Origin of the sequence: Nonomuraea gerenzanensis (assembly GCF_020215645.1) — a bacterium.
Lineage (GTDB): Bacteria > Actinomycetota > Actinomycetes > Streptosporangiales > Streptosporangiaceae > Nonomuraea > Nonomuraea gerenzanensis.
Genome location: NZ_CP084058.1, coordinates 1571475 through 1593030 on the forward strand (window position 1 = coordinate 1571475; position 21556 = coordinate 1593030).

At 72.6% G+C, this 21556-nt stretch carries 5 protein-coding genes; all 5 read right to left on the reverse strand.

What is annotated here, in order from left to right:
* Positions 1-2 precede the first annotated feature (2 nt).
* The 5 genes from LCN96_RS07855 to LCN96_RS07875 all read right to left on the reverse strand — a co-directional run bounded on the left by LCN96_RS07855 (position 3) and on the right by LCN96_RS07875 (position 21392).
* Positions 3-212: an MbtH family protein gene (locus tag LCN96_RS07855; RefSeq protein WP_225271912.1), complete on the reverse strand. Its 210-nt coding sequence runs from the start codon at positions 210-212 to the stop codon at positions 3-5.
* Positions 209-5800, reverse strand: coding sequence for a non-ribosomal peptide synthetase (locus tag LCN96_RS07860; protein WP_225271913.1), 5592 nt, complete (start codon positions 5798-5800; stop codon positions 209-211). Before LCN96_RS07860 ends, LCN96_RS07855 begins: the two co-directional genes overlap by 4 nt.
* Positions 5801-5818: 18 nt before the next feature.
* A complete protein-coding gene (locus LCN96_RS07865; protein ID WP_225271914.1) occupies positions 5819-18070 on the reverse strand; it encodes a non-ribosomal peptide synthetase in 12252 nt (4083 codons plus the stop codon).
* A 230-nt stretch (positions 18071-18300) separates the two neighbouring features.
* Complete coding sequence (locus LCN96_RS07870; RefSeq protein ID WP_225271915.1) at positions 18301-20694, reverse strand: ABC transporter permease; 2394 nt, start codon at positions 20692-20694, stop codon at positions 18301-18303.
* Positions 20694-21392, reverse strand: a complete 699-nt coding sequence (locus LCN96_RS07875) for an ABC transporter ATP-binding protein (RefSeq protein ID WP_225271916.1) — start codon at positions 21390-21392, stop codon at positions 20694-20696. The genes LCN96_RS07870 and LCN96_RS07875 overlap by 1 nt, the downstream gene beginning before the upstream one ends.
* Positions 21393-21556 lie beyond the last annotated feature (164 nt).

Below are 21556 nucleotides of genomic sequence, written 5' to 3' on the forward strand. Positions count from 1 at the left end.
GCTCAGGCGCCGGCTTCCGCGATGAGACTCTTCGGCCGGATGTCCGTCCAGTTCTCCTCGACGTAGGCGAGGCATTCCTGGCGGGTGGCCACGCCGTGGACGCGGGTCCAGCCAGGCGGCACCTCCGCGAACGAGGGCCAGAGCGAGTGCTGTCCTTCGTCGTTGACGAGCACGAGGAAGGAGCCGTCTTCGTTCTCGAACGGGTTGGTCATCGCTGTGTCCTTTCACCGTCCGGCCGGGGCCGGAGTTTCTCGGCGACGACGGCCCCGATCCGGGCCAGCGCCGCGGGCTGCAGCATCTGCATGTGGTCGATCTCGATCTCGTGAGGCTCGACGGTTCCGGTGGTGAGGGGTCGCCAGCTGGCGATGGCGTCCGCGACGGGCAGATGGGAGGGGCGGTTCACTGTGGCGACGAAGAGCAGGATGTCGCAGCCGAAGCTGCGGGAGGTGTGCAGCGGCCCGACCCGGGCGAGGTGCTCCATGACCTCGTCCAGGCGCTTCCTGGCGCCGGCCTCCGTGGCCACCGCGGCGGCGAGCTGCGCCTGCTGCTCCTGCTGCCTGTCGAAGTCCGCGGCCTCCTGATCGGCCGCGTCGCCGCGCGGGCGCCGGAGCCTGCCCACGTCGGTGGGATAGGCGTCGAGCAGGGCGAGCAGGCCGACCTGCTCCCCTTGCTCCTCCAGCACCCTGGCCATCTCCTGCGCGATCCGCCCGCCCAGTGACCACCCGAGGAGGTGGTACGGCCCGGTCGGCTGCACGGCGCGGATCTGCTCGACGTAATCGGCCGCCATCTCCTCGACGCCGGCCGCCAGCGGCTCCGTACGAGCCAGGCCGCGCGCCTGCACGCCGTAGACCGGCTGGTTGGGGGGCAGGCTCCGCAGCAGGGGCGCGTAGTTCCAGCTCAGCCCTCCGCTCGCATGGACGCAGTACAGCGGCGGACGGTTACCGCCGGCTCGCAGCGGCAGCAGCACCTCGAAGTCGCCCGTGCCGGTCTTCACCGAGCCGCTCGATCCCCGCCGCTCGCCGACGACGACCAGGGTGCCCCCGGCTGTCCAGCGGGCGAGCAGGCCCGTGGGCAGCATGCGCCGCCCCGTGGCCCCGAAGGGGCAGGCCAGGGTCCGGTCGCCCGGCTCCGCGTCCACCGCCGCGCCGGTGAGGTAGAGCTCGCCGACGGCGACGGCGGGGCGCAGCCGGTCGTCGAGCACGAGCGCGCCGAGCGGACCGCCCTCGGCCAGGTCGGCGGCCACCGGGGGCACGGCCTCGGACCACTTCGCCGGCGCCTCGGCCGGACGTTCGCGTTCGGCGTCGTCCAGCAGGACGTCCAGGTCGCTGACGCGCCGCTGGGGATCCTCCGCCACCTGCTCCAGGAAGCTGACCAGCCGCCGTGCCAGCGACTCGGCCGTGGCCTGATCGAAGAGGTCGGCGGCATAGTGGAGGGTGCCCTCGATGCCGTCCTCGTCGCGGCGCTCGGTGAGCCTGAACGCCAGATCCAGCTCGATGGCCTCCGGCCCGACAGGTTCGACGCTGGTGCGCAGGGCGGGCAGCTCCGTCGCGTCCCACGCGCCGAGGTCCTCCTCGTGCACCTCCAACCCCACCTGGAACACGGGATGGCGGGAGAGCGAGACCGGCAGGTCGAGCAGCTCGACGATCCTGGCGAAGGGCACGTCCAGGTGCTGGCGCGCGGACCGGATCGCCTCCTGCGCCCGGGTGACGACCTCCAGGAAGGTGGGGTCGCCCGAGAGGTCCGTGCGCAGGGCGAGCGGCCGGGCGAAGGGCCCGATCATCGGCTCCAGGTCGATGAGGTCGTCGTCCCGTGGCAGCTTCGTGCCGATCACCAGGTCGTGGCCCGCCCCGAGCCTGGTCAGCAGCATGGCGAGCGCGGCATGCACGATCTGGAACGGGTGCGCGCCGATCGGGTCCACCGCCTCCACCAGCCTGGCGTGCGGGCCGGCGTCCAGTCGCAACGACACCGTGCCGGCCCGCCGCGACGCGACGGCCGACCGGGGGCGGTCGAACGGGAGCACCGTCTCCCCGTGGATGCCCGCCAGATTGTCGCGCCAGAACACCAGCTGCTCGTTGATCAGGCCGTCCGCATCGCGCTCGCCTTCGAGCAGGCGCCGCTCCCAGATCGCGTAGTCGGCGAACTGCAGTGTCAGGGGCGCCCGCTCCGGTGCCCGGCCGGCACGCCGCGCGCCGTACGCCGCCGACAGGTCCCGGAGGAACACATCCAGCGACTCGTCATCGGCGAGGATCCGGTGCACCATCAGGTGCAGGACGTGTTCCCCGTCGGAGAGCCGGAACAGGTCACCGCGCCACGGCACCTCCCGGGTGAGGTCGAAGACCGACTCCCGCAGCTCGGTGAGCAGCCCGGGCAGGCTCTCCTCGGTGGCGGGAACCGGCGTCAGGTCAACCGGCGAGGCGTCGTGTACGTGCTGGTGAACGCTCTGCGCGTGGCCGGGGAAGGTCGTCCGGAGAATCTCGTGCCGCGCCGCGACGTCGCCGAGCGCCGCCTCCAGCGCGGGCACGTCCAGCCGGCCGCGCAAGCGCAGCGCGACCGAGACGTGCAGGCCGGCGGCCTCCCCGGGACTCGCCAGCAGCCAGGCGCTGAGCTGCTGGGCGGTGAGCGGTACCCGGCCCGGCCGTTCGGCGGGCTCCAGCGCGGGGCGTGACTTCGCGGCCAGCGCCCGGGCGACACCCGCGGGGGTGGCCGCGGAGAACAGCTGCCGGATGGGCAGGTCCGCACCGAGCTCCTCACGGATCCGCGCGATGAGCCGCATGGCCAGTGCCGAACTGCCGCCGAGATCATGGAAGGCGTCGTCGACGCCCACCCGGTCGACGCCGAGGATCTCGGCGAAGAGCGCGCACAGCACCTTCTCGGTCTCGCTCTCCTGTGCCCTGTCCGGCGCACGTCCCACGAGATCGGGGGCGGGCAGAGCCAGGCGATCCACCTTGCCGTTGGGCGTGACAGGCAGCGCGGGCAGGGCGACGACCGCCAGGGGAACCATGTACGCGGGCAGGACCAGGGCCATCTCCCGCCGGATCTCCGCCGGCCCCGCATCGGTTCCGTCGGAGATGAAGTAGCCGACCAGGCGCTTCTCGCCCGGCTGGTCCTCCCGCGCCACGACGACCGCCTCGACCACGCCGCGCTGGGCCGCCAGCACGGCCTCCACCTCGCCGAGCTCCACCCGGTAGCCGCGGATCTTCACCTGGTCGTCGGTGCGGCCGAGGAACACCACCTCGCCGTCGCGGTTCCAGCGCGCCAGGTCGCCGGTGCGGTACATGCGCTCACCAGGAGAAGGGTCCACGGAGGCCGGAACGGCCACGAACCGCTCTGCCGTCAGGCCCGGCCCGCCGAGATACCCGCGGGCCAGCCCGGTGCCCGCGATGTACAGCTCGCCCGCCACCCCCGGCGCGACCGGGCGCAGGAAGGCGTCCAGGATGTAGATCCTGCGGTTGGTCATGGGACGGCCGATCGGCAGCTCCCGCCCGACCTCCTCGCCGGGCTCGATCGGCTTCCACGTCGCGCACAGGGTGGTCTCGGTCGGTCCGTACGTGTTGCGCACCCGCAGGCCGGGCACGGCCCGCCGCAGGTGCTCCACGGACTGCGCCGGAACCACGTCACCACCGGTCCCGACCTCGACCAGGCCCGCGAAACACTCCGGGGACGACTCCGCGAGGGCCCGGAAGGTACCGGCGGTGAGATGGACGAAGGTCACGCCCCGTTCGACGGCCTGTCTCATCCCGAGCGCGTCCAGCACTCCCGGCTCGGTGAGCACGACCCGGCCACCCATGGCGAGCGGCACCCACATCGCGTAGAGCGAAGGGTCGAAGACGTGCGTCGCGTGCATCAGCACGGCGTCGCCCGGGCCGATCCGCCAGCCCTCGTCGCCCGCCAGGCCGGCCACGGCCCCATGGGGGACGCCCACCCCCTTCGGCAGGCCGGTGGAGCCGGAGGTGTACATCACGTACGCCAGGTCGTCGGCGCTCAGCCGGATCTGCGGCGCCGTGGCGGCACCCGCGTCGATGGCCGCGCGGGTCTCCGGGGCGTCGATGACGATCGCGTCCGCCGGCGCCACTTCCCTGGTGGCCCGGGTGCACAGGACGGCCGAGACACCGGAGTCGGCGAGCACGAACTCGATCCGCTCGGCCGGGTGCTCGACGTCCACCGGGACGTACGCGGCGCCCGCCTTCCAGCTCGCCAGGAACGCGATCAGCAGGTCAGGCGACCTGTCCATGACCACGCCGACGCGGTCGCCACGGCCGATGCCACGAGCGGCGAGGTGGCGGGCCAGCCGGTTCGCCGCCTGGTCGACCTCGGCGTAGGTCAGGTCCGCGCCGCCGGCATCGGTGATCGCCACCGCGTCCGGCGCCGTGGCCACCCGCCGTCCGAAGAGATCGAGCACGGACTGCCCCGGCGTGGGGCCCGCCGTCGCGTTCCAGTCCTCCACCACCAGGGCGCGCTCGGCTTCGCTCAGCAGCGTCAGCCGGCCGACGAGGACGTCGGGCTCGGCGACCAGCCGCTCAAGCACGCGAGCCAGCGCGCCCACGACCGATTCGGCGGCCGCCTCGTCGAAGAGGCCGCGGTCGTAGTCGAGGATGAGCGGCATCTGCGCGCCGGGCCCGGTGATCAGGGTGAACGGGTAGTGCGAGGAGTTGCGTCCGCGCCGCACCGGTCTCAGGTCCAGGCCGCCGTCCTCTTCGGCCCGGCCGAGTCCCTGGCGCGGGAAGTTCTCGTAGATGACGAGCGTGTCGAAGACCGCCCCGGGCCCGACGGCGGCCTGCATCTCCTGCAGGCCGAGATGCTGGTGCGCCATGAGTGCCGACTGGCTGCGCTGCAGCTCGGCGAGCAGCTCGACGACCCGCCGGCCGCCTTCGAGCCGGACCCGTACCGGCAGGGTGCCGAGCAGCTGCCCGACCATCGACTCCACACCGGCCAGCTCGGCGGGCCGCCCCGAGGCGGTCGCGCCGAACACCACGTCGGTGCGGCCGGCGAGCTGCGCCAGGACCATGGCCCACGCACCCTGGACGACGGTGTTCAAGGTGAGGCCGTGGCCGCGCGCCAGCCGCGCCAGCCCGTCCGTCAGCTCCGCGGAGAGCTCGATCACCGCGGTGCCCATGTCCGGCACGCGGGCCGGATCGGCCGGGGCGACCAGCGTGGGCGTGTCCAGTCCGGCGAGCTCCTGCCGCCAGGCCGCCCGGGCCGCCTCCTTGTCCTGCCGGCCCAGCCAGGCGAGGTAGTCCCGGTAGGACACGGCGGCAGGCAGCCCGGACGCGTCGCCGCCCGCCGCGTAGATCGCGGCCAGCTCGCGGTGCAGGATCGGCATCGACCAGCCGTCCAGCAGGACATGGTGCAGGGTGTGCACGAGCCGGTGGCTGGCCGGGCCGAGCCGGATGAGGTGCAGCTTCATCAGCGGTGCCGCATCGAGGGGGAGCCGCTCGGCCAGCTCGTCCGCCGCCAGCCGGTCCACCTCGCTGTCGAGGAGGTCGTCCGGCAGCCCGTGGAGATCCGTTTCACGCCAGGGGATCTCCGCCTCCCGCGCGATGACCTGCACCATCTGCGCGCCGCTGACATAGCGGAAATAGGCCCGCAGCGCGGCATGCCGGTCCACGAGCGCCTGCCACGACGCCCTCAGCCGCCCGGCGTCCAGCGGGCCGTCGATGCCGTACACGGTCTGCACCGTGTAGGTGTCGGGCCCGTCGTCGTCGAGGGCGGTGTGATAGAGCATGCCCTCCTGCAGCGGCGAGAGGGGCCAGACGTCTTCCACGCTGGAGCGCGGCTTCGCACGAGTGTCGTCAATGGTCACGATCTGCTCCTTATGGAGTCATCCGCCGGCCGGTCCGGCCTCGAGTTGGTCCAGCTGATCAGGCGAAAGATCCACGAGTGTGCCGGCCGGGGGCTCCGGTTCCCCGGTGCCCTCGCCGTCGGCCGGGAGCTCCTTGACGACCGCCGCCAGCCGTTCCGCCGTCTTCTCGTCGAACACCTGCCACGGGGTGAGGTCCAGCCCCTTCCGGCGGGCCAGGGCCGACAGCTGCATCGAGGTGATCGAGTCGCCGCCGAGCTCGAAGAAGCTGTCGCCGGCGCCCACCTCCTCCAGGCCGAGCACCTCCGCGAACAGCTCGCACAACTTCGCCTCCATGGCCGAGCGCGGGTCGCGTCCTGACGACGACCTCGCGAAATCGGGGGCCCGCAGCGCCCGATGATCGACCTTGCCGTTCGGGGTCAGGGGCATCGTGTCCAGCGGGACGAACGCCGCCGGCCTCATGTGCTCCGGCAGGCGTCCGGCCGCGCTCTCGCGGAGGGCGGAGATCAACGCGCCGTCCTGCCCGGCCTCGGAGGGAGCGCCGGCCACCTGCTCGGCCGCGGGGACGACATACGCCACCAGGTACTTCTGGCCCGGACCGTCCTCGCGGGCGACGACCGCCACCTGGGCGACCCCCGGATGGTCCGCCAGCACGGCCTCGATCTCACCCGGCTCGATCCGATAGCCGCGCACCTTGACCTGCGCGTCGGCCCGGCCGGTGAAGACCAGCTCACCGTCCCGGGTCCAGCGGGCCCGGTCGCCGGTGCGGTACATGCGCTCACCAGGACGGGCAGGGCTCACCGAGGCCGGCACCGCGACGAACCGCTCCGCTGTCAGGCCCGGACGGCCGAGGTAGCCGCGGGCGAGCCCGGCCCCCGCCACATAGAGCTCGCCGGTCACACCTGGCGGCACGGGCTGCAGGAAGGCGTCGAGCACATAGGCTCGCAGGCCGGTGATCGGCCGGCCGATGGGCACCACGTCGCGTCCCGGAGACAGCGGGGAGCTCATCGTCGCGCAGACGGTCGTCTCGGTGGGCCCGTAGGCGTTGATCATCCGGCGGCCCGGCGACCAGCGGTCCACCAGCGCGGGCGGGCAGGCCTCGCCGGCCACGACCAGGGTCTCCAGGCTGTCCGGCAGGTCGTCCTCGACGGCCGGCACGCTCGGCGGCACGGTCACGTGGGTGATGCCCCACCGGCGTACCGCGTCGCCCAGCGACACCCGGGGCGGCATGCTCTCCGCGTCGGCCAGCACCACGGTCCCGCCCGACAACAGGGCCATGCACAGCTCGGAGACGGCGGCGTCGAAGCCGAGAGCGGCGAACTGCAGGATCCGCGAGGCGGACGTGACGCCGAAGCGCTCGATCTGCGCGCTCGCCAGATTGCCGAGCCCGGCATGGGGGACGAGGACTCCCTTGGGCACGCCCGTCGACCCCGAGGTGTAGATCACATACGCCCCGTCACCCGCCTCCACCCGGGGCAGCGCAGTGCGCGGATCGGCGGCGAGCGGCGCGTCCAGCGCCACCACCGCGCCCGCGAACTCCTCCGGGACGGCCTGCCTGGTCTCGCTCGTGCACAGCAGCACCTCCGGCGCGGAATCCGCCAGGATGAAGCTGATGCGCTCGCGCGGATAATCGGGATCCATCGGGACGAACACCCCGCCCGCCGAGGACACCCCGAGCAGTGCCACCACCAGCTCGGCCGAGCGTCCCACGAGCACGCCCACCCGCGTCTCACGGCGCACGCCCAGCCCCACCAGCAGCCGCGCCAGCTCCTCCGCCTCGTCCAGCAGTCCGCTGTACGACAGGCTCCGGGCCGCGTCCACCACCGCCACCGCATCCGGCGAGCGCTCCACCTGCCGGCGGAACAGCATCGGCACCGGCTCCGCGGCGGGCGGCACGCCGGTCCTGTTCCACTCCTCCACCACCAGGCGGCGCTGCTCAGGACCGATCAGGCCCACGCGCCCGACCGGCACGCGCGGCTCGGCCACCACCTGCTCCAGTGCCCGGAGGATCGACGCGAGCATCTCCTCGGCCTCGGCCCGATCGACCACGTCCGGCCGGTAGATGAACTCACCGTGGACGCGGCCCGCCACGGACGCGCGCATGGACAGCGGATAGTGCCCTGTGTCGTTCGGGATGCCCGCGGGCCGCATGACGAGCGCGTCGGGGCCTTCGGGCCGAGGCGGCGGGGGCGGGTAGTTCTCGAACACCACGATCGTGTCGAACGCCGCGCCCGGACCGGCGAGCTGGTTGATCTCGCTCAGCCCCACGTGCTGGTGCGGCATGCACGCGACCTGCCGTTCCTGAAGGTCTGTCAGCATGTCGAGGAACGGCTCCGCACCGGCCAGGCGAGCCCGGACCGGCAACATGTTCATGAACAGGCCGACGGCGGACTCCACACCGGGGATCTCGGGCGGGCGCCCGGCCACCGCGGCGCCGAAGACCACGTCGTCGCGTCCGGTCAGCCGGGCCAGGTGCAGTGCCCAGATCCCCTGGAAGAGCGTGTTCGCCGTCACGCCGTGACGACCGGTGAACTCCACCACGCGCCGGCTCAGCGCCTCGTCGAGTTCGAACCCGACACGTTCGGGCTCCAGGGGAGTGGTGATCGTCTCCGGCGGCACGACGTGGGTCGCCTCGTCGAGCCCCGCCAGCTCGGCCCGCCACGCCTCTCGGGCGGCCGCCTTGTCCTGGCGGGCGATCCAGGCGAGATAGTCGCGGTACGACGTCGCGGCCGGAAGGGCCCGGCCGTCACCGCCGGACTCGTACACGGTCAGCACGTCCTCGGTGATCAGCGGCAGGGACCAGCCGTCGGCCACGATGTGATGCGAGGTCAGGACCAGCCGGTGCCGGCGTTCGCCGAGGCGCACCAGGTGCAGCCGCAGCTGCGGCGCCCGGGTCAGGTCGAACCGCTCGGTGTGCAGCTGCTCCGCGAGGCGGTCGAACTCCGCCAGCGCCTCGTCCTCGGGCAGCCGGGACAGATCGGTCTCCTGCCAGTCCAGCGGCACCTCGCGAGCGATCGCCTGCACGGCCGCGCCGGACCCGAGCTGGTGGAAGCTCGCCCGCAGGGCGGGGTGCCGGTCGAGCAGAGCCTGCCAGGAGGCGCGGAACCGGGCGACGTCCAACGGACCGTCGAGGGCGAGCTTGCGCATCCCCGCGTAGACGTCCGGGCCGCGCTCGTCGGCGGCGTGGAACAGCAGGCCCTCCTGGAGCGGAGACAGCGGCCAGATGTCGAGCAGGGTCGGTACGGCGGCCTCGACCTCCGCCACGTCCTGCTGCGTCAGCGAGATGAGCGGGAAGTCCGACGGCGTGTGCCCGCCGGCGCCGCCGCCACCGACGTGTGCCGCAAGGCCGGTCAGCATGGCCAGCCAGGCCTGCGCGAGCGACTCCGCCTCGGCCTCGCCGAGCAGCCGCCCCGCCCAGGTCACGGTCAGGCTCAGCTCAGGTCCTGCCGCACCGTCCAGCACGGCCGCGTCGATCTCCACGGCGTGCCGCAACGCCGTGTCCTGCTCCGCCGTGCCGCCGATGGTGCCCAGCAGCTGCCAGGGCTCCGGGGCGCCCGCGGACCGGGACGGGAAGCGGCCGAGGTAGTTGAACCCGATCTCCGGCTTCGGCGCCGCCGCGAGAGCCTGCCCCGTCCCGGCGTTGAGATAGCGCAGGATCCCGTAGCCGAGCCCGCCGTCGGGCACGGCCCGCACGTTCTCCTTGACCTGCTTCAGCAGGTGACCGGCCGCACCGCCACCCGCGATCACTTCGGCCGGATCGATCCCTGTCACATCCAGCCGGAGCGGATGCACGTCGGTGAACCAGCCGACCGTCCGCGACAGGTCCAGCTCGTCGATGGGCCGGCGGCCGTGACCTTCGACGTCCACCACGACCGCGGTGCCGCCGCGCCAGTGGGCCACCGCGCCTGCCAGCGTCGCCAGCAACACCTCGTGGACACCGCAGTGGAAGGCGGAGGTGGCCTGCTCCACGAGCACGCCCGCCCGGTCATGCGGCAGCGTCCACGATGTGCGTCCCGCGGTCGAGACGGTGTCGCGCGCCGGGTCGAGCTCGCCCAGCCGCGATCGCGCCCCGTCGAGGATCTCCGTCCACGTCTCCAGCTCCGTGGCCCGTGTCACCGCCTGATCGGCCAGCGTTCGCGCCCAGCGCCGGAACGAGACGTCGACGGGGTCGAGCACCGGCCGCCGGCCGGCGGCCACGGCTTCGCAGGCCACCTGCAGGTCCGGCAGCAGGATTCGCCACGACACGACGTCCACCACGAGATGGTGCGCCGCCACGACGAGCCGTCCCACCCGCCCTGGCCCCGCGTCCACCCAGACCGCCCGGATCATCACGCCGGCGTGGGGATCCAGCCGTGCGGCCGCGTCGCGGGCGCAGCGATCCGCGATCTCATCCACGTCACCGGTGCCGGCCTCGACCCGTTCGACCAGCGTCGCCGCGTCCACCGCTCCGCGGCCGGCCACGACCAGCCGGGGCTGCGCAGCCCCGGTGCGGACGATCCGGCTGCGCAGCATGTCATGCGCGTCGATGACCGCGCCCAATCCGGCCGCCAGCACGTCCACCGACAGGTCGTCGGGCGCACCGGCGGTCACCCACTGGGACAGGGCGCCCCGGGTCATCGCGTCGGGATCGCGTTCGAGCAGTGCCCGGATCACCGGCGTCGACATCACCTCACCGACGCCGTCGTCGAGGCTCGCCCGCGTCGCACCGCCGCGTTCGGCGACCATCGCGATCCCGGCGGGCGTCTTGCGCTCGAAGACGTCCTTCGCGCCGAAGACGAGCTCCTCACGTCGCGCGCGGGCGGCCAACCGCATGGAGAGGATCGAGTCGCCGCCCAGCTCGAAGAAGCTGTCCTCGGCTCCGGCTCGCGCCACGCCCAGGACCTCGGCGAACAGTTCGCACAACACCCGCTCGGCCTCGGTACGCGGCTCCCGGCCGGCCGCCTTCCCGGTGAACTCGGGGACGGGCAGCGCGGCACGGTCGATCTTCCCGTTGGGCGTCAGCGGGACGCCGTCCAGCAGCACCACCGCCGCCGGCACCATGAACTCCGGCAGCCGTCCCGCGAGGTGCTCGCGTACCGCGTCGGGATCCAGGCCCGAGCCCTCCTCCGCGGTCACGTAGGCGATGAGTCTCTTCTCGCCGGGACGGTCCTCCCGCGCCACGACGACCGCCTGCGCGACGTGCGGAACCTCGGCCAGCGCCGCCTCGATCTCCCCTGGCTCGACGCGGTAGCCCCGGATCTTCACCTGGGAGTCGGCCCGCCCGGCGAACAGCAGCTCGCCTCGGTCCGTCCAGCGCGCCAGGTCGCCGGTGCGGTACATCCGCTCACCGGAGGCCGCGGGGTTCACCGAAGCGGGCACCGCGATGAACCGCTCCGAGGTCGCCGCGGGGGCGCCCAGGTAACCGTGTGCCAGGCCCGCGCCGGCGAGGTAGAGCTCACCGGTGACGTTCGGCGCCACCGGCTGGAGGAAGGCATCCAGGACGTACACCTGCCGGCCGGCCAGCGGACGGCCGATGGGCAAGGTGTCGCCCGTTTCCGTGTGCGGCTCGATGAGGTGCCAGGTGGCGCAGAGCGTGACCTCGGTGGGGCCGTACAACTCCCGGACCCGGACCTCCGGGCATGCCCGGCGCACCCGTGCGACGGACTCGAGCGGCACCACGTCCCCGCCGGTGAGGACCTCGCGCAGCCCGCTGAAGGAGTCCGGCGACTCCTCCGCCAGCACCCGGAAGGTCCCCGCCGTCAGATGGACGGTGGTCGCGCCCCGTGCGATCACGTCCCGCAGCCGCTGCGCGTCGATCGCGCCCGGTTCCGCGACCATCACGCAGGCTCCGCTGACCAGCGGCACCCAGATCTCGAGCAGCGACGCGTCGAACGCGTGCGACGCGTGCATCAACACGCGGTCGCCGGCGCCCTGCGACCAGCCCGGGTCGCCGGCCAGAGCCGCGGCGCTCCCATGCGGCACCGCGACGCCCTTCGGCACCCCGGTCGATCCGGACGTGTACATCACGTAGGCCACGTCATGCGCTCCGACCGCGAGCGGTGGCGCCTCGTGCCGCTCCGCCTCGGTCGCGGGTGCGTCCATGACCACCGGCTCGATCCCGTCCGGGACCGCGTGCCGGGTCGCTCCCGCGCACACCGCCACCGACGCGCCGGCGTCGGCCAGCATCCGCTCGATGCGCTCCGCCGGGTAGTCCACGTTCACCGGGACTTGCGCGGCCCCCGCCTTCCAGACCGCGAGCAGGGCGACGATCAGGTCCGCGCCGCGTTCCATCAGCACGCCGACGCGGTCGCCGCGCCGCACGCCCCTCCTGGCCAGGTGCCCCGCCAGCCGGTCCGATTCCCGGTCGAGGCCGGCGTAGGACAGGGTGCGTCCGTCGCCGATGACCGCCGTCGCGTCCGGCGCCGCGTCGGCCTGGCGCCGGAACAGCTCCGGCACCGATGAACCGCCGGCCGCCGCACCGGTCGAGTTCCAGCGCTCCGTCACGGAGCCGCGGGTGGATCGGCTGGTCACGGCCAGGCGGCCGACGGGAAGCGAGGGCTCCGCCACCATCCGGGCCAGGACCCGCACGACCTGCCCGGTGATCTCGGCGGCCAGGTCCCCGCCGATCCAGTCGGGCCGGTAGTCCAGCTGGATCTGCAGGCGCGCGCCCGGGATGACGCTCACGGACAGCGGATAGGTGGTGCCGGTCCGCGTGCGGATCGAGCTGATCGCCACGCCACCGTCGTCGAGACCGTCGGCGTCCAGCGGGTAGTTGACGATCATCAGGATCGTGTCGAAGATCGAGCCCGGCCCCGCCGCCTTCTGGATCTCCGGCAGCCCCAGGTGCTGATGCTCCGTCAAGGACGACTGGCGCCGCTGCAGGTCCTGGAGCAGGTCCAGCACCGGAACAGCCCCGTCGAGGCGCACCCGGACCGGAACGGTGTTGATGAACATCCCCACCATCCGCTCGACATCCGGCAACGCGTCCGCCGGACGCCCGGACACGACCGTGCCGAACACCACATCCGTCCGTCTCGCCAGCCGCGCCAGCACCAGGGCCCAGGCGCCCTGCACGACCGTGCTCAACGTCAGCCCATGACCACGGGCGAAGCCGGTGAGGGCGCGGGTCGCCTCCTCGGACAGCCATTCGGCATGCCCGTCCGGCATCACCGGCGCCTTGCCCGCGTCGAGGCCCACCACGGTCGGTTCGTCCAGCCCGGCGAGCTCGGCCCGCCACGCCGATCGTGCCGCGTCCTCGTCCTGACGGCTCAGCCACGCCACGTAGTCCCGGTAGGAGGGCGGCGCCGGCGAGACCCGTCCGTCGGCGTAGGCGGTCAGCATCTCGCCCAGCAGGATCGGCGTGGACCAGCCGTCCACGAGCACATGGTGCGACGTCACCACGAGCCGGTGCCGCGCCGCACCGAGACGGATCAGCAGCAACCGCAGCAGCGGCGCCCTGCTGACGTCGAACCGCTCCGCCTGATCCGCCGCGAGCAGGCGTTCCACCTCCGCGTCCGGCTCATCGAGCCGCGACAGGTCCGCCTCACGCCACAGGACCTCGGCCTCGCCCACGACGACCTGCACCGTCTCGCCGGATCCCAGCTGGTGGAAGCCCGTCCGGAGCGTCTCGTGCCGGTCGATCACCGACTGCCACGCCGCGTGCAGCCGTTGCGCGTCGAGCGGCCCGTCGAGGTCCAGGATCCGCTGGGTCTGGTAGACGTCGACGCCGTCCTCGTCGAAGGCTCTCTCGAAGAGGATGCCCTCCTGGAGCGGCGACAGTGGCCAGACGTCCGTCAGGCCGGGCGCCACGGCCTCCAGTTCGTCCACGTCCCGCTGCCGCACCTCGACCAGCTCGAAGTCGGACGGTGTGTGTCCGCCCGCGCCGGGAGTGTCGGCGAGAGCGGCGAGGCCGGCCAGCGTGTCCAGCCACGCCTCGCCGAGCCGCTCCACCGCGGCAGGGTCGAGGTCCCTGCCGTCGATGGCGAGTCTCAGCCGGGGGCCGGCCGGCGTGTCCTGAACGTCCGCGCCGACCTCCAGGGCGTGGGACTGGACGAGGTCCGGCCCGGCCGCCTGTCCGCCGAGAGCCCCTTCGCACACCTGCCACGCGGTGTCCTCGGAGGCGACGCCGGACCGTCCGAGATAGTTGAATCCGATCTGGGCCGACGGCAGCTCCGCCAGCCGGGCGCCGGTTTCGGGGTTGAGGTAGCGCAACAGCCCGTAGCCGAGCCCGTCGCCCGGCACCGCTCGCGCCTGTTCCTTCACGGCCTTCAGCAACTCCCCGGCCGCCGCAGCTCCTGGACCGACACCGGAGACATCGAGGCGGACCGGATGAACGCTGGTGAACCAGCCCACGGTACGCAGCAGATCCTCTCCGTCGGCGGCATGGCGGCCGTGGCCTTCCACGTCCACCAGGATCCCGGCGTCAGCACCGCGCCACCGCGCCACCGCACCCGCCAGGCCCGCCAGCAGGACGTCCTGAACCCCGCAGTGGAAGGCTGCCGGCACGCGCGCCACCAGGTTGCGCGCTTGGGCATCGGACAGTGTCCGCGACCACGACGCCGACTGCCCGGGGTGCCGCTCCAGCGGCAGGTCGCCGCCTTCGAGCACGCCGGCCCAATGGCCGGCCTCGGCCACGGTGCTCTCGCTGAGCGCCTGCCCGGCCAGCCGCCGCGCCCATTGCCGGTACGACGTCACCGCGGGTTCGAGGACGGGGGTTCCGCCGGAGACCGCCTCGTCGTAGGCCGCCCGCAGATCCGACAGCAGGATCGCCCACGAGACCGCGTCGACGACCAGGTGATGCACCACCAAGGCCAACCGGCCCGGCTCGGCGTCGCCCGCGTCGACCCACACGGCCCGGACCATGATCCCTTCGGACGGGTCCAGCGTGCCCGCCGCCGTCCTGGCCTCGCGCTCGGCGCGCTCAGCGAGGTTCCCGTTCCCGGCCGCCACCCGCGTCACCAGGCCGGCCGCGTCCACGGCACCCGGCTCGGCCACCATCAGCCGTCCGTCGGGCTCCACCCGCGTCCGTAGCAGATCGTGCACATCCAGGACGGCCTGCAGGGCGGTCACCAGCGCGTCCGGGGCGAAGCCGGCCGGGGTGACGACGACCCGCGCCTGCGCGAAACCGGGGCGCACCGCGTCATCGCCGAGGGCACGCATCACCGGCGTCCTCGGGATCTCGCCCACGCCCGGCTCCACTGAGGAGGCTCGCCTCCCCGGGGCCTGTTGAGCCAGCGCCGCCAGCCGCTCGGGCGTGCGGTGCTCGAACACCTGTCGGGGGGTCAGCGGGATACCCTGGCGCCGCGCGCGGGCGGCGACCTGCATCGACGAGATCGAGTCCCCGCCCAGCTCGAAGAAGCTGTCTGCGACCCCGACCCGCCCCGCCCCCAGGACCTCGGCGAACACTCCGCACAGGATCCGCTCGGCGTCGGTGGCCGGCTCCCGGTCCACCGCCCCGGCAGCGAAGTCCGGCTCGGGCAGGGCCCGGCGGTCCACCTTTCCGTTGCCGGTCAGCGGCAACGCGTCCAGCACCAGCACCGCGGCCGGAACCATGAACTCGGGCAGCGTCGCGGCGAGCTGCTCGCGTATCCGCACCGGGTCGAGGTCCCCCCCTGTTTCGGCGACCACGTAACCGATCAGGCGCTCTTCCCGCGCGGACACCACGGCCTGACCGACACCTGGAAGGCCGGCGAGGACCGCCTCGATCTCGCCGGGCTCCACCCGGTACCCGCGGATCTTCACCTGGTCGTCGGCACGCCCGGCGAACGCCAGCTCACCCTGATCCGTCCAGCGCGCCAGGTCTCCGGTCCGGTACATCCGCCCACCGGGCACGAACGGCTCGGCGACGAACCGCTCGGCCGTCAACGCCGGGCGGCCCAGATAGCCCTGCGCCACCCCGGCCCCGGCGACGTACAGCTCGCCCGTCACCCCCGGGGGCACGGGCCGCAGGAACGCGTCGAGGACATAGACCCGCCGCCCCGCGAGCGGACGCCCGATCGGCAGCACCGGCCCCGTCGGCTCGCCCGGCTGCAGCAGCCACCATGTCGCACACAGCGTGGCCTCCGTCGGGCCGTAGAGATGCCGCACGCGGACGTCCGGGCACGCCCGCCGCACCCGTTCCACCGCCGCGAGCGGCACCGCGTCCCCACCGGTCAGCACCTCGCGCAGCCCGGCGACCGACTCCGGTGACTCCTCGGCCAGCACCCGGAAGGTCCCCGCCGTCAGGTGAGCGCAGGTGACACCGCCGGCCACGTACCCGGCCAGGGCCTCGCCGTCCACCGCGCCCGGCTCGGCGAGCACGACCCGGGCGCCCGACAGCAGCGGCACCCACAGCTCGAACAGCGAGATGTCGAACGCGTGCGAGGCGTGCATCAGCACGGCGTCCTCGGGCCCCAGCCCCCATCCCGGCTCGCCGGCCAGCGCCGCGACGTTGCCGTGCGAGACCGCGACGCCCTTCGGCCTGCCCGTCGATCCCGACGTGTACATCACGTACGCGAGGTCGTCCGCGTGCGCACCCGCGGAGAGACGGGCGTGCTCCGCCACCGCCCGCAGCGTGTCCGGGTCGTCCAGGACGATCGGATCGAGCCCGCCGGCCGGCACGGCGGCCTGGCACGCTCGCTCGGTCACCACTGCCGCCGGCTCCGCGTCCGCGAGCATGAACTGCACGCGCTCCGCCGGGTAGGCGGGATCCACCGGCACGAACGCCGCTCCCGCCTTCCACACCGCCAGCAGCGTCGCGATCAGGCCGGGTGACCGGCCCATCACCACGGCCACCCGATCCCCGCGCCGGACGCCCCGGCCGCTCAGGTAGCCGGCGAGCCTCTCCGCGTGCTCGGCCAGCTCACCGAACGAGACCGCCCGCTTCCCCTCGACGACCGCCACCCGGTCACGGCCGCGCTCCACCTGGCGGTCGAAGAGATCCGGAGCCAGCTCGCCCGGCGCCACGCGGGGTGCCGCACTCCATGCGTTCACCACCAGCGCACGCTCGGCCGCACTCGTCACGTCGACCTCGGCCACCGTGAGGTCGCCCGCGCCCGCCAGCTGCCGCAGAATCCCGGTGAATCGCTCCAGGATGGCGAGCGCGGCTTCCCGGTCGAAGAGGTCCGTCACATGGTCGAGATTGAGCAGCATCGACTCGCCGGGGACGGCGACCAGCGTCAGCGGATAATGGGCGGCTTCCCGGCCCTGGTCTATTCGAATATCGAAGGCTGCCGCGGCATCCGATGGGCGAAGCTCACGGGGAAAGTTCTGGAAAACGAGCAAGGTGTCGAAGACGGCGCCGGCGCCGGCCGTCCTCTGAATATCCGCCAATCCCATGTACTGGTGGGGGATGAGCGCCGACTGCCGCTTCTGCAAATCCGCCAGGAATTCGATGACCGGCGTCGAACCGCTCAGCCGCACGCGTACGGGGACGGTGTTGAGGAACAACCCCACCATCCCCTCGACGCCGGGCAGATCCGGCGGGCGTGCCGAGACCGCCGCACCGAACACCACGTCCGTCCGGCCCGCGAGCTGGGCGAGCAGCAACGCCCACGCGCCCTGCACCACTGTGTTCAGCGTCAGCCCATGGGTGCGAGCCAGCTCGCTCAGGGCTCGCGTGAGGTCCTCGGGCAGCTCGACCGTGATGTTCTCCGGCATGGCGGGCGCCCGGTTCGCATCGGCGGGCGCCACCAGCGTCGGCTCCTCGACACCCCGCAGCTCCGCCGCCCATGCCGACAGCGTGCGCTCCTTGTCCTGCCGGTCCAGCCACACCAGGTAATCCCGGTACGACGGCACCGCGGGCAGGTCCAGCGGGCTCCCGTCGGCCGCGTACAGCATCGACAGCTCGTCGAGCATGATGGGCATCGACCAGCCATCCATGATCGCGTGGTGGCAGGTCATCACCAGGCGGTGGTCGTCGCCGGCGAGACGGATCAGGGTCAGCCGCAGCAACGGCGCCTTCGCGAGGTCGAACCTCCGCGTCCTGTCCTCCTCGGCCACCGCGCGCACGGCCTCCTCGGGCTCGCTGAGGTGGGAGAGGTCCACCACCCGCCACGGCAGCTCCACCTGCCTGGCGATGAGCTGCACCGTCTCACCTGATTTGCGCTGCCGAAAACAAGCCCGGAGAGCGGCGTGCCGCGCCAGGAGCGCCTCCCATGCGGCACGCAGTCTGTCCGCTTCCACCGGACCGTTCAGGTTCAGGATCCAATGGCCCACATAAAGGCCGGGCCAGTCGTCGTCATAGGTCGTGTGGAAGAGCAACCCTTGCTGGAGTGGTGACAGCGGCCAGAAATCTTCGATCCGCGACTGAGCCATGGATGAATATCTCCCTCAATCAGCAAAGCGGCCCGAGAGGGAATCATCCATTGATGGGTCTGACCCGGACAATCTGTCCATCCGTGACTGCCGTCACCGATCCGGGTGGGGTCGAAGGAGGCCGCCGACGCGGAACGTGGCGGCTTGCGGGCGAGCAACATGGCTACGGCGCGCCATCCACAGCTGGATGGCGCGCCGTAGCCAGGTTCACCGCTCGATCGAGCGCGGCCTCACTCGAAGGAAAGCCCCGCGGCCGGCGTCACCCGGACGGCCCGGCGTGCCGGGAGAACACTGGCCAGGAGCCCCGCCAGGGCGGCGACGAGGACGACGACGGCGAGCAGTGGCCAGGGGACCTGCATGGTGGCGTTGTCGAGAGCCTGCTTCACGAAGGTCTCGTAACCGACCCAGGCGAACCCGATGCCGATCACGGTGCCGAGCACGGCGGCCACCAGGGAGAGCAGCACGGCCTCGGCGGCCAGCATCCGCCGCAACTGCCTGCGAGTGAGCCCGAGCGCGCGCAGCAGCGCGTGTTCGCGAACACGCTCGAGAACGGACAGGCCCAGGGTGTTGGCGATCCCGACGAGGGCGATCGCCACGGAGAAGCCGAGCAGCGCGACGATGGCCCAGGTGAGGATCATCAGCGGCGCGTTCTCCGTCTCACGGGCCTCCAGCTGGTCGTTCACGTTCGCCCCGGCCGCGGCCGCCAGGTCGCCCAGCTCACCGACGAGCCGCGTCGAGTCGGCGTCGGCGGATGCGCGGATCCAGACGGCACGCGGCGCGGCGGAGTCGGTGAGCCGGGCCAGCGTCTCCGGCGCGACGACGGCCTGCAGCCCCCAGCCGGTGGCGAGCGAGACCTGCAGCACGGCCCGCCGGTCGCCGACCGTGACCCTGACCTTGTCACCGGCCCGCAGGCGCAGCTGGCGGAATGCGGACTCATCGAGCCTGAGCACGCCTGGCTCCACCCGGGCGAACGACCCGCCGTCGTGGGCCACCCGCTGGGCATCCGGCGCGGTGACCACCGGGATCGGCTTGTCGAGGCCGGAGACCGTGGCGACGGCGCCGTCCACCGCGATGGCCTGATCCACCCCGGAAGTGCCACGGACCTTGTCGAGGAAGTCGGCGGAGAACGGCTTGCCGGTCGAGACCAGCGCGGCGTCGATGGGGTGCTGGCCGTCGAGTCTCTCGTTCAGCGCCTCGGAGGTGATGGCGACGCCGGTCAGGACGGCGGTGATCAGGGTGATACCGACCAGCAGTGAGGCGGCGGTGGTGGCGGTCCGGCGCGGGTTGCGCACGGCGTTCTTCGTCGCGAGCCGCCCGATGGTGCCGAGCCGCGTACCGGTGATCTCCAGCAGACGGGGGATGAGCACCGGCCCGAACAGGAGCACGCCGGTGAACAACGAACCGCCGCCGGCCAGCATGAGCACCGTGCTGTGCCAAGCCATCGCCGACGCGAGCAGGACGAGCCCGGCGATCAACATGAAGACGCCGAGCACCAGCCGTGCCCGCCCCGTGGCTGTACGCGGGTCGGTCGCGGTGTCGGGACGCAGTGCCGCCAGCGGGCTCACCCGCACCACGCGCCGGATCGGCAGCCAGGCCGCGACCAGGGTGGCCGTCAGCCCGATGGCGAGCCCGCCCAGCAGCCACGGCGCGGGCGGTGCCGGGGCGGCGATCGGGGTGATCGGTGAGAGGGTCTTGATCAGGGCGATGAGCCCGTAGCCGAGTCCGGCGCCGACCAGCACGCCGGCCAGCGACGACAGGAGGCCGACGACGGCCGCCTCCCGGCGTACCGAACTCACCACCTGGCGGCGGGTCGCACCGACGCAGCGCAACAGGGCGAAGTCGCGCATGCGCTGGGCCAGCAGGATGGAGAAGGTGTTCGCGATGACCAGGATCGAGACGAACACGGCGATGCCGGCGAAGAGCAGCAGCAGCAGTGACCAGGTGTCCACGCCGTTCTGGAGCTGCGCCGTCCGGGCCGCGATCTCCTGCTCCGGGGTCTGCACCTTCGCGGTCTCGGGCACCGGACCGACCGCGCCGCGCACCGTCACCGTGTAGATGCCGAGGGAGGGATCGTCGGCCCAGCGCATGAGCTGCGGCCAGGTGACGTACACCGACGCCTGCGCCACAGGAGAAGGCGCCCGCACGATGCCGACCACGGTGAAGTCGGCTGCCGTGGCACGCTCACCTATCCGGATGCGGTCGCCGACGGCGACGTCCCAGTTCTGGGCGTCCCACAGGTCCACCACGGCCTCGCCCTTGCGCTCGGGGAAACGGCCCGAGGTGAGCTGCTGCCAGCGCAGGTCCTTGGACTCGGCGACCGGCCCCACGCCCATCTCGGGGTAGGACCGGTCACCCGCGCGCACCGTCAGCATGGCCCTGCCGAGCGGTGACGCGTTCGCGCCATGACGCTCGACGAGCTCGAACGCATCCTCGTTCGTCAGCTTGGACACCACGTGGTCGGAGTTGCGGAACGGCGCCCCGAAGCCGGCCATGATGCCGCTCTGCGCCCCGGAGGTGAGCACGCCGACCCCGACGACGAAGGCCACGGCGACGGTGACCGCGATCGCCGCCGCGACGTACCTGCGGACATGGGTGCGCAGCGACGCGAGAAAGACGGTGCGCATCAGGCGATCCGTCCGTCTTCCAGGGTGACCACGCCGTCGGCGTAGGCCGCGGCCTCACGCTCGTGGGTGACCATCACGACGGTCTGGCCCAGCTCGCGGGTGGATTTGTGCAGGTACCCCAGGACCTCCGCCGAGGTGGTGCTGTCGAGGTTTCCGGTGGGCTCGTCGGCGAACAGCAGATCCGGCCCGGTGATCAGAGCCCGGGCGATGGCCACCCGCTGCTGCTGGCCGCCGGACATCTCGGAGGGCCGGTGGCCGAGCCGGTCGGCCATGCCGAGGGTTTCGGCGAGCACGTGCACGCGCTCGGTCGCCGCGTCGTCGATGCGCCGGCCGCCGAGCTCGAGCGGGAGCGTGATGTTCTGGAACGCCGTGAGCATCGGCAGCAGGTTGAAAGACTGGAACACGAAGCCGATGTGCTCACGGCGGAAGACCGTGAGCTCGTTGTCGTCGAGTGATCCGAGATCGGTGCCGGCCACGGTGACAGTGCCATCGCTCGCCTGATCGAGCCCGGCCAGGCAGTGCATCAACGTGGACTTGCCCGATCCGCTCGACCCCATGATCGCGGTGAACTTGCCGCGCGGGAGGTCGAGGTCGACGCCGCGCAGGGCATGCACGCGGGTTTCACCCTGGCCGTACACCTTGGTCAGGTTTCGCGCGCTGGCCGCCACGGTTTCCAGAGCGGCTCGCTGTCCGGTCATATAGAAGCACCCTTCGATTGTGCTTGCGTACAGTCGGCATGCATGAGCAGAAAGCCATCATTGACGGCTTCATGGCGCTATTCTTCGCGCCAAGGCTGGTAGTCGTGCTGGTACTCCGCAAAGCGCCATCCATCGTAGACGAGCAGTCGGCCGGGCACCAACGG

Coding starts and splice junctions, on each gene's coding strand:
- LCN96_RS07855 (WP_225271912.1), bottom strand. CDS start 212: ATGACCAACCCGTTCGAGAACGAAGACGGCTCCTTCCTCGTGCTCGTC.
- LCN96_RS07865 (WP_225271914.1), bottom strand. CDS start 18,070: ATGGCTCAGTCGCGGATCGAAGATTTCTGGCCGCTGTCACCACTCCAG.
- LCN96_RS07870 (WP_225271915.1), bottom strand. CDS start 20,694: ATGCGCACCGTCTTTCTCGCGTCGCTGCGCACCCATGTCCGCAGGTAC.
- LCN96_RS07875 (WP_225271916.1), bottom strand. CDS start 21,392: ATGACCGGACAGCGAGCCGCTCTGGAAACCGTGGCGGCCAGCGCGCGA.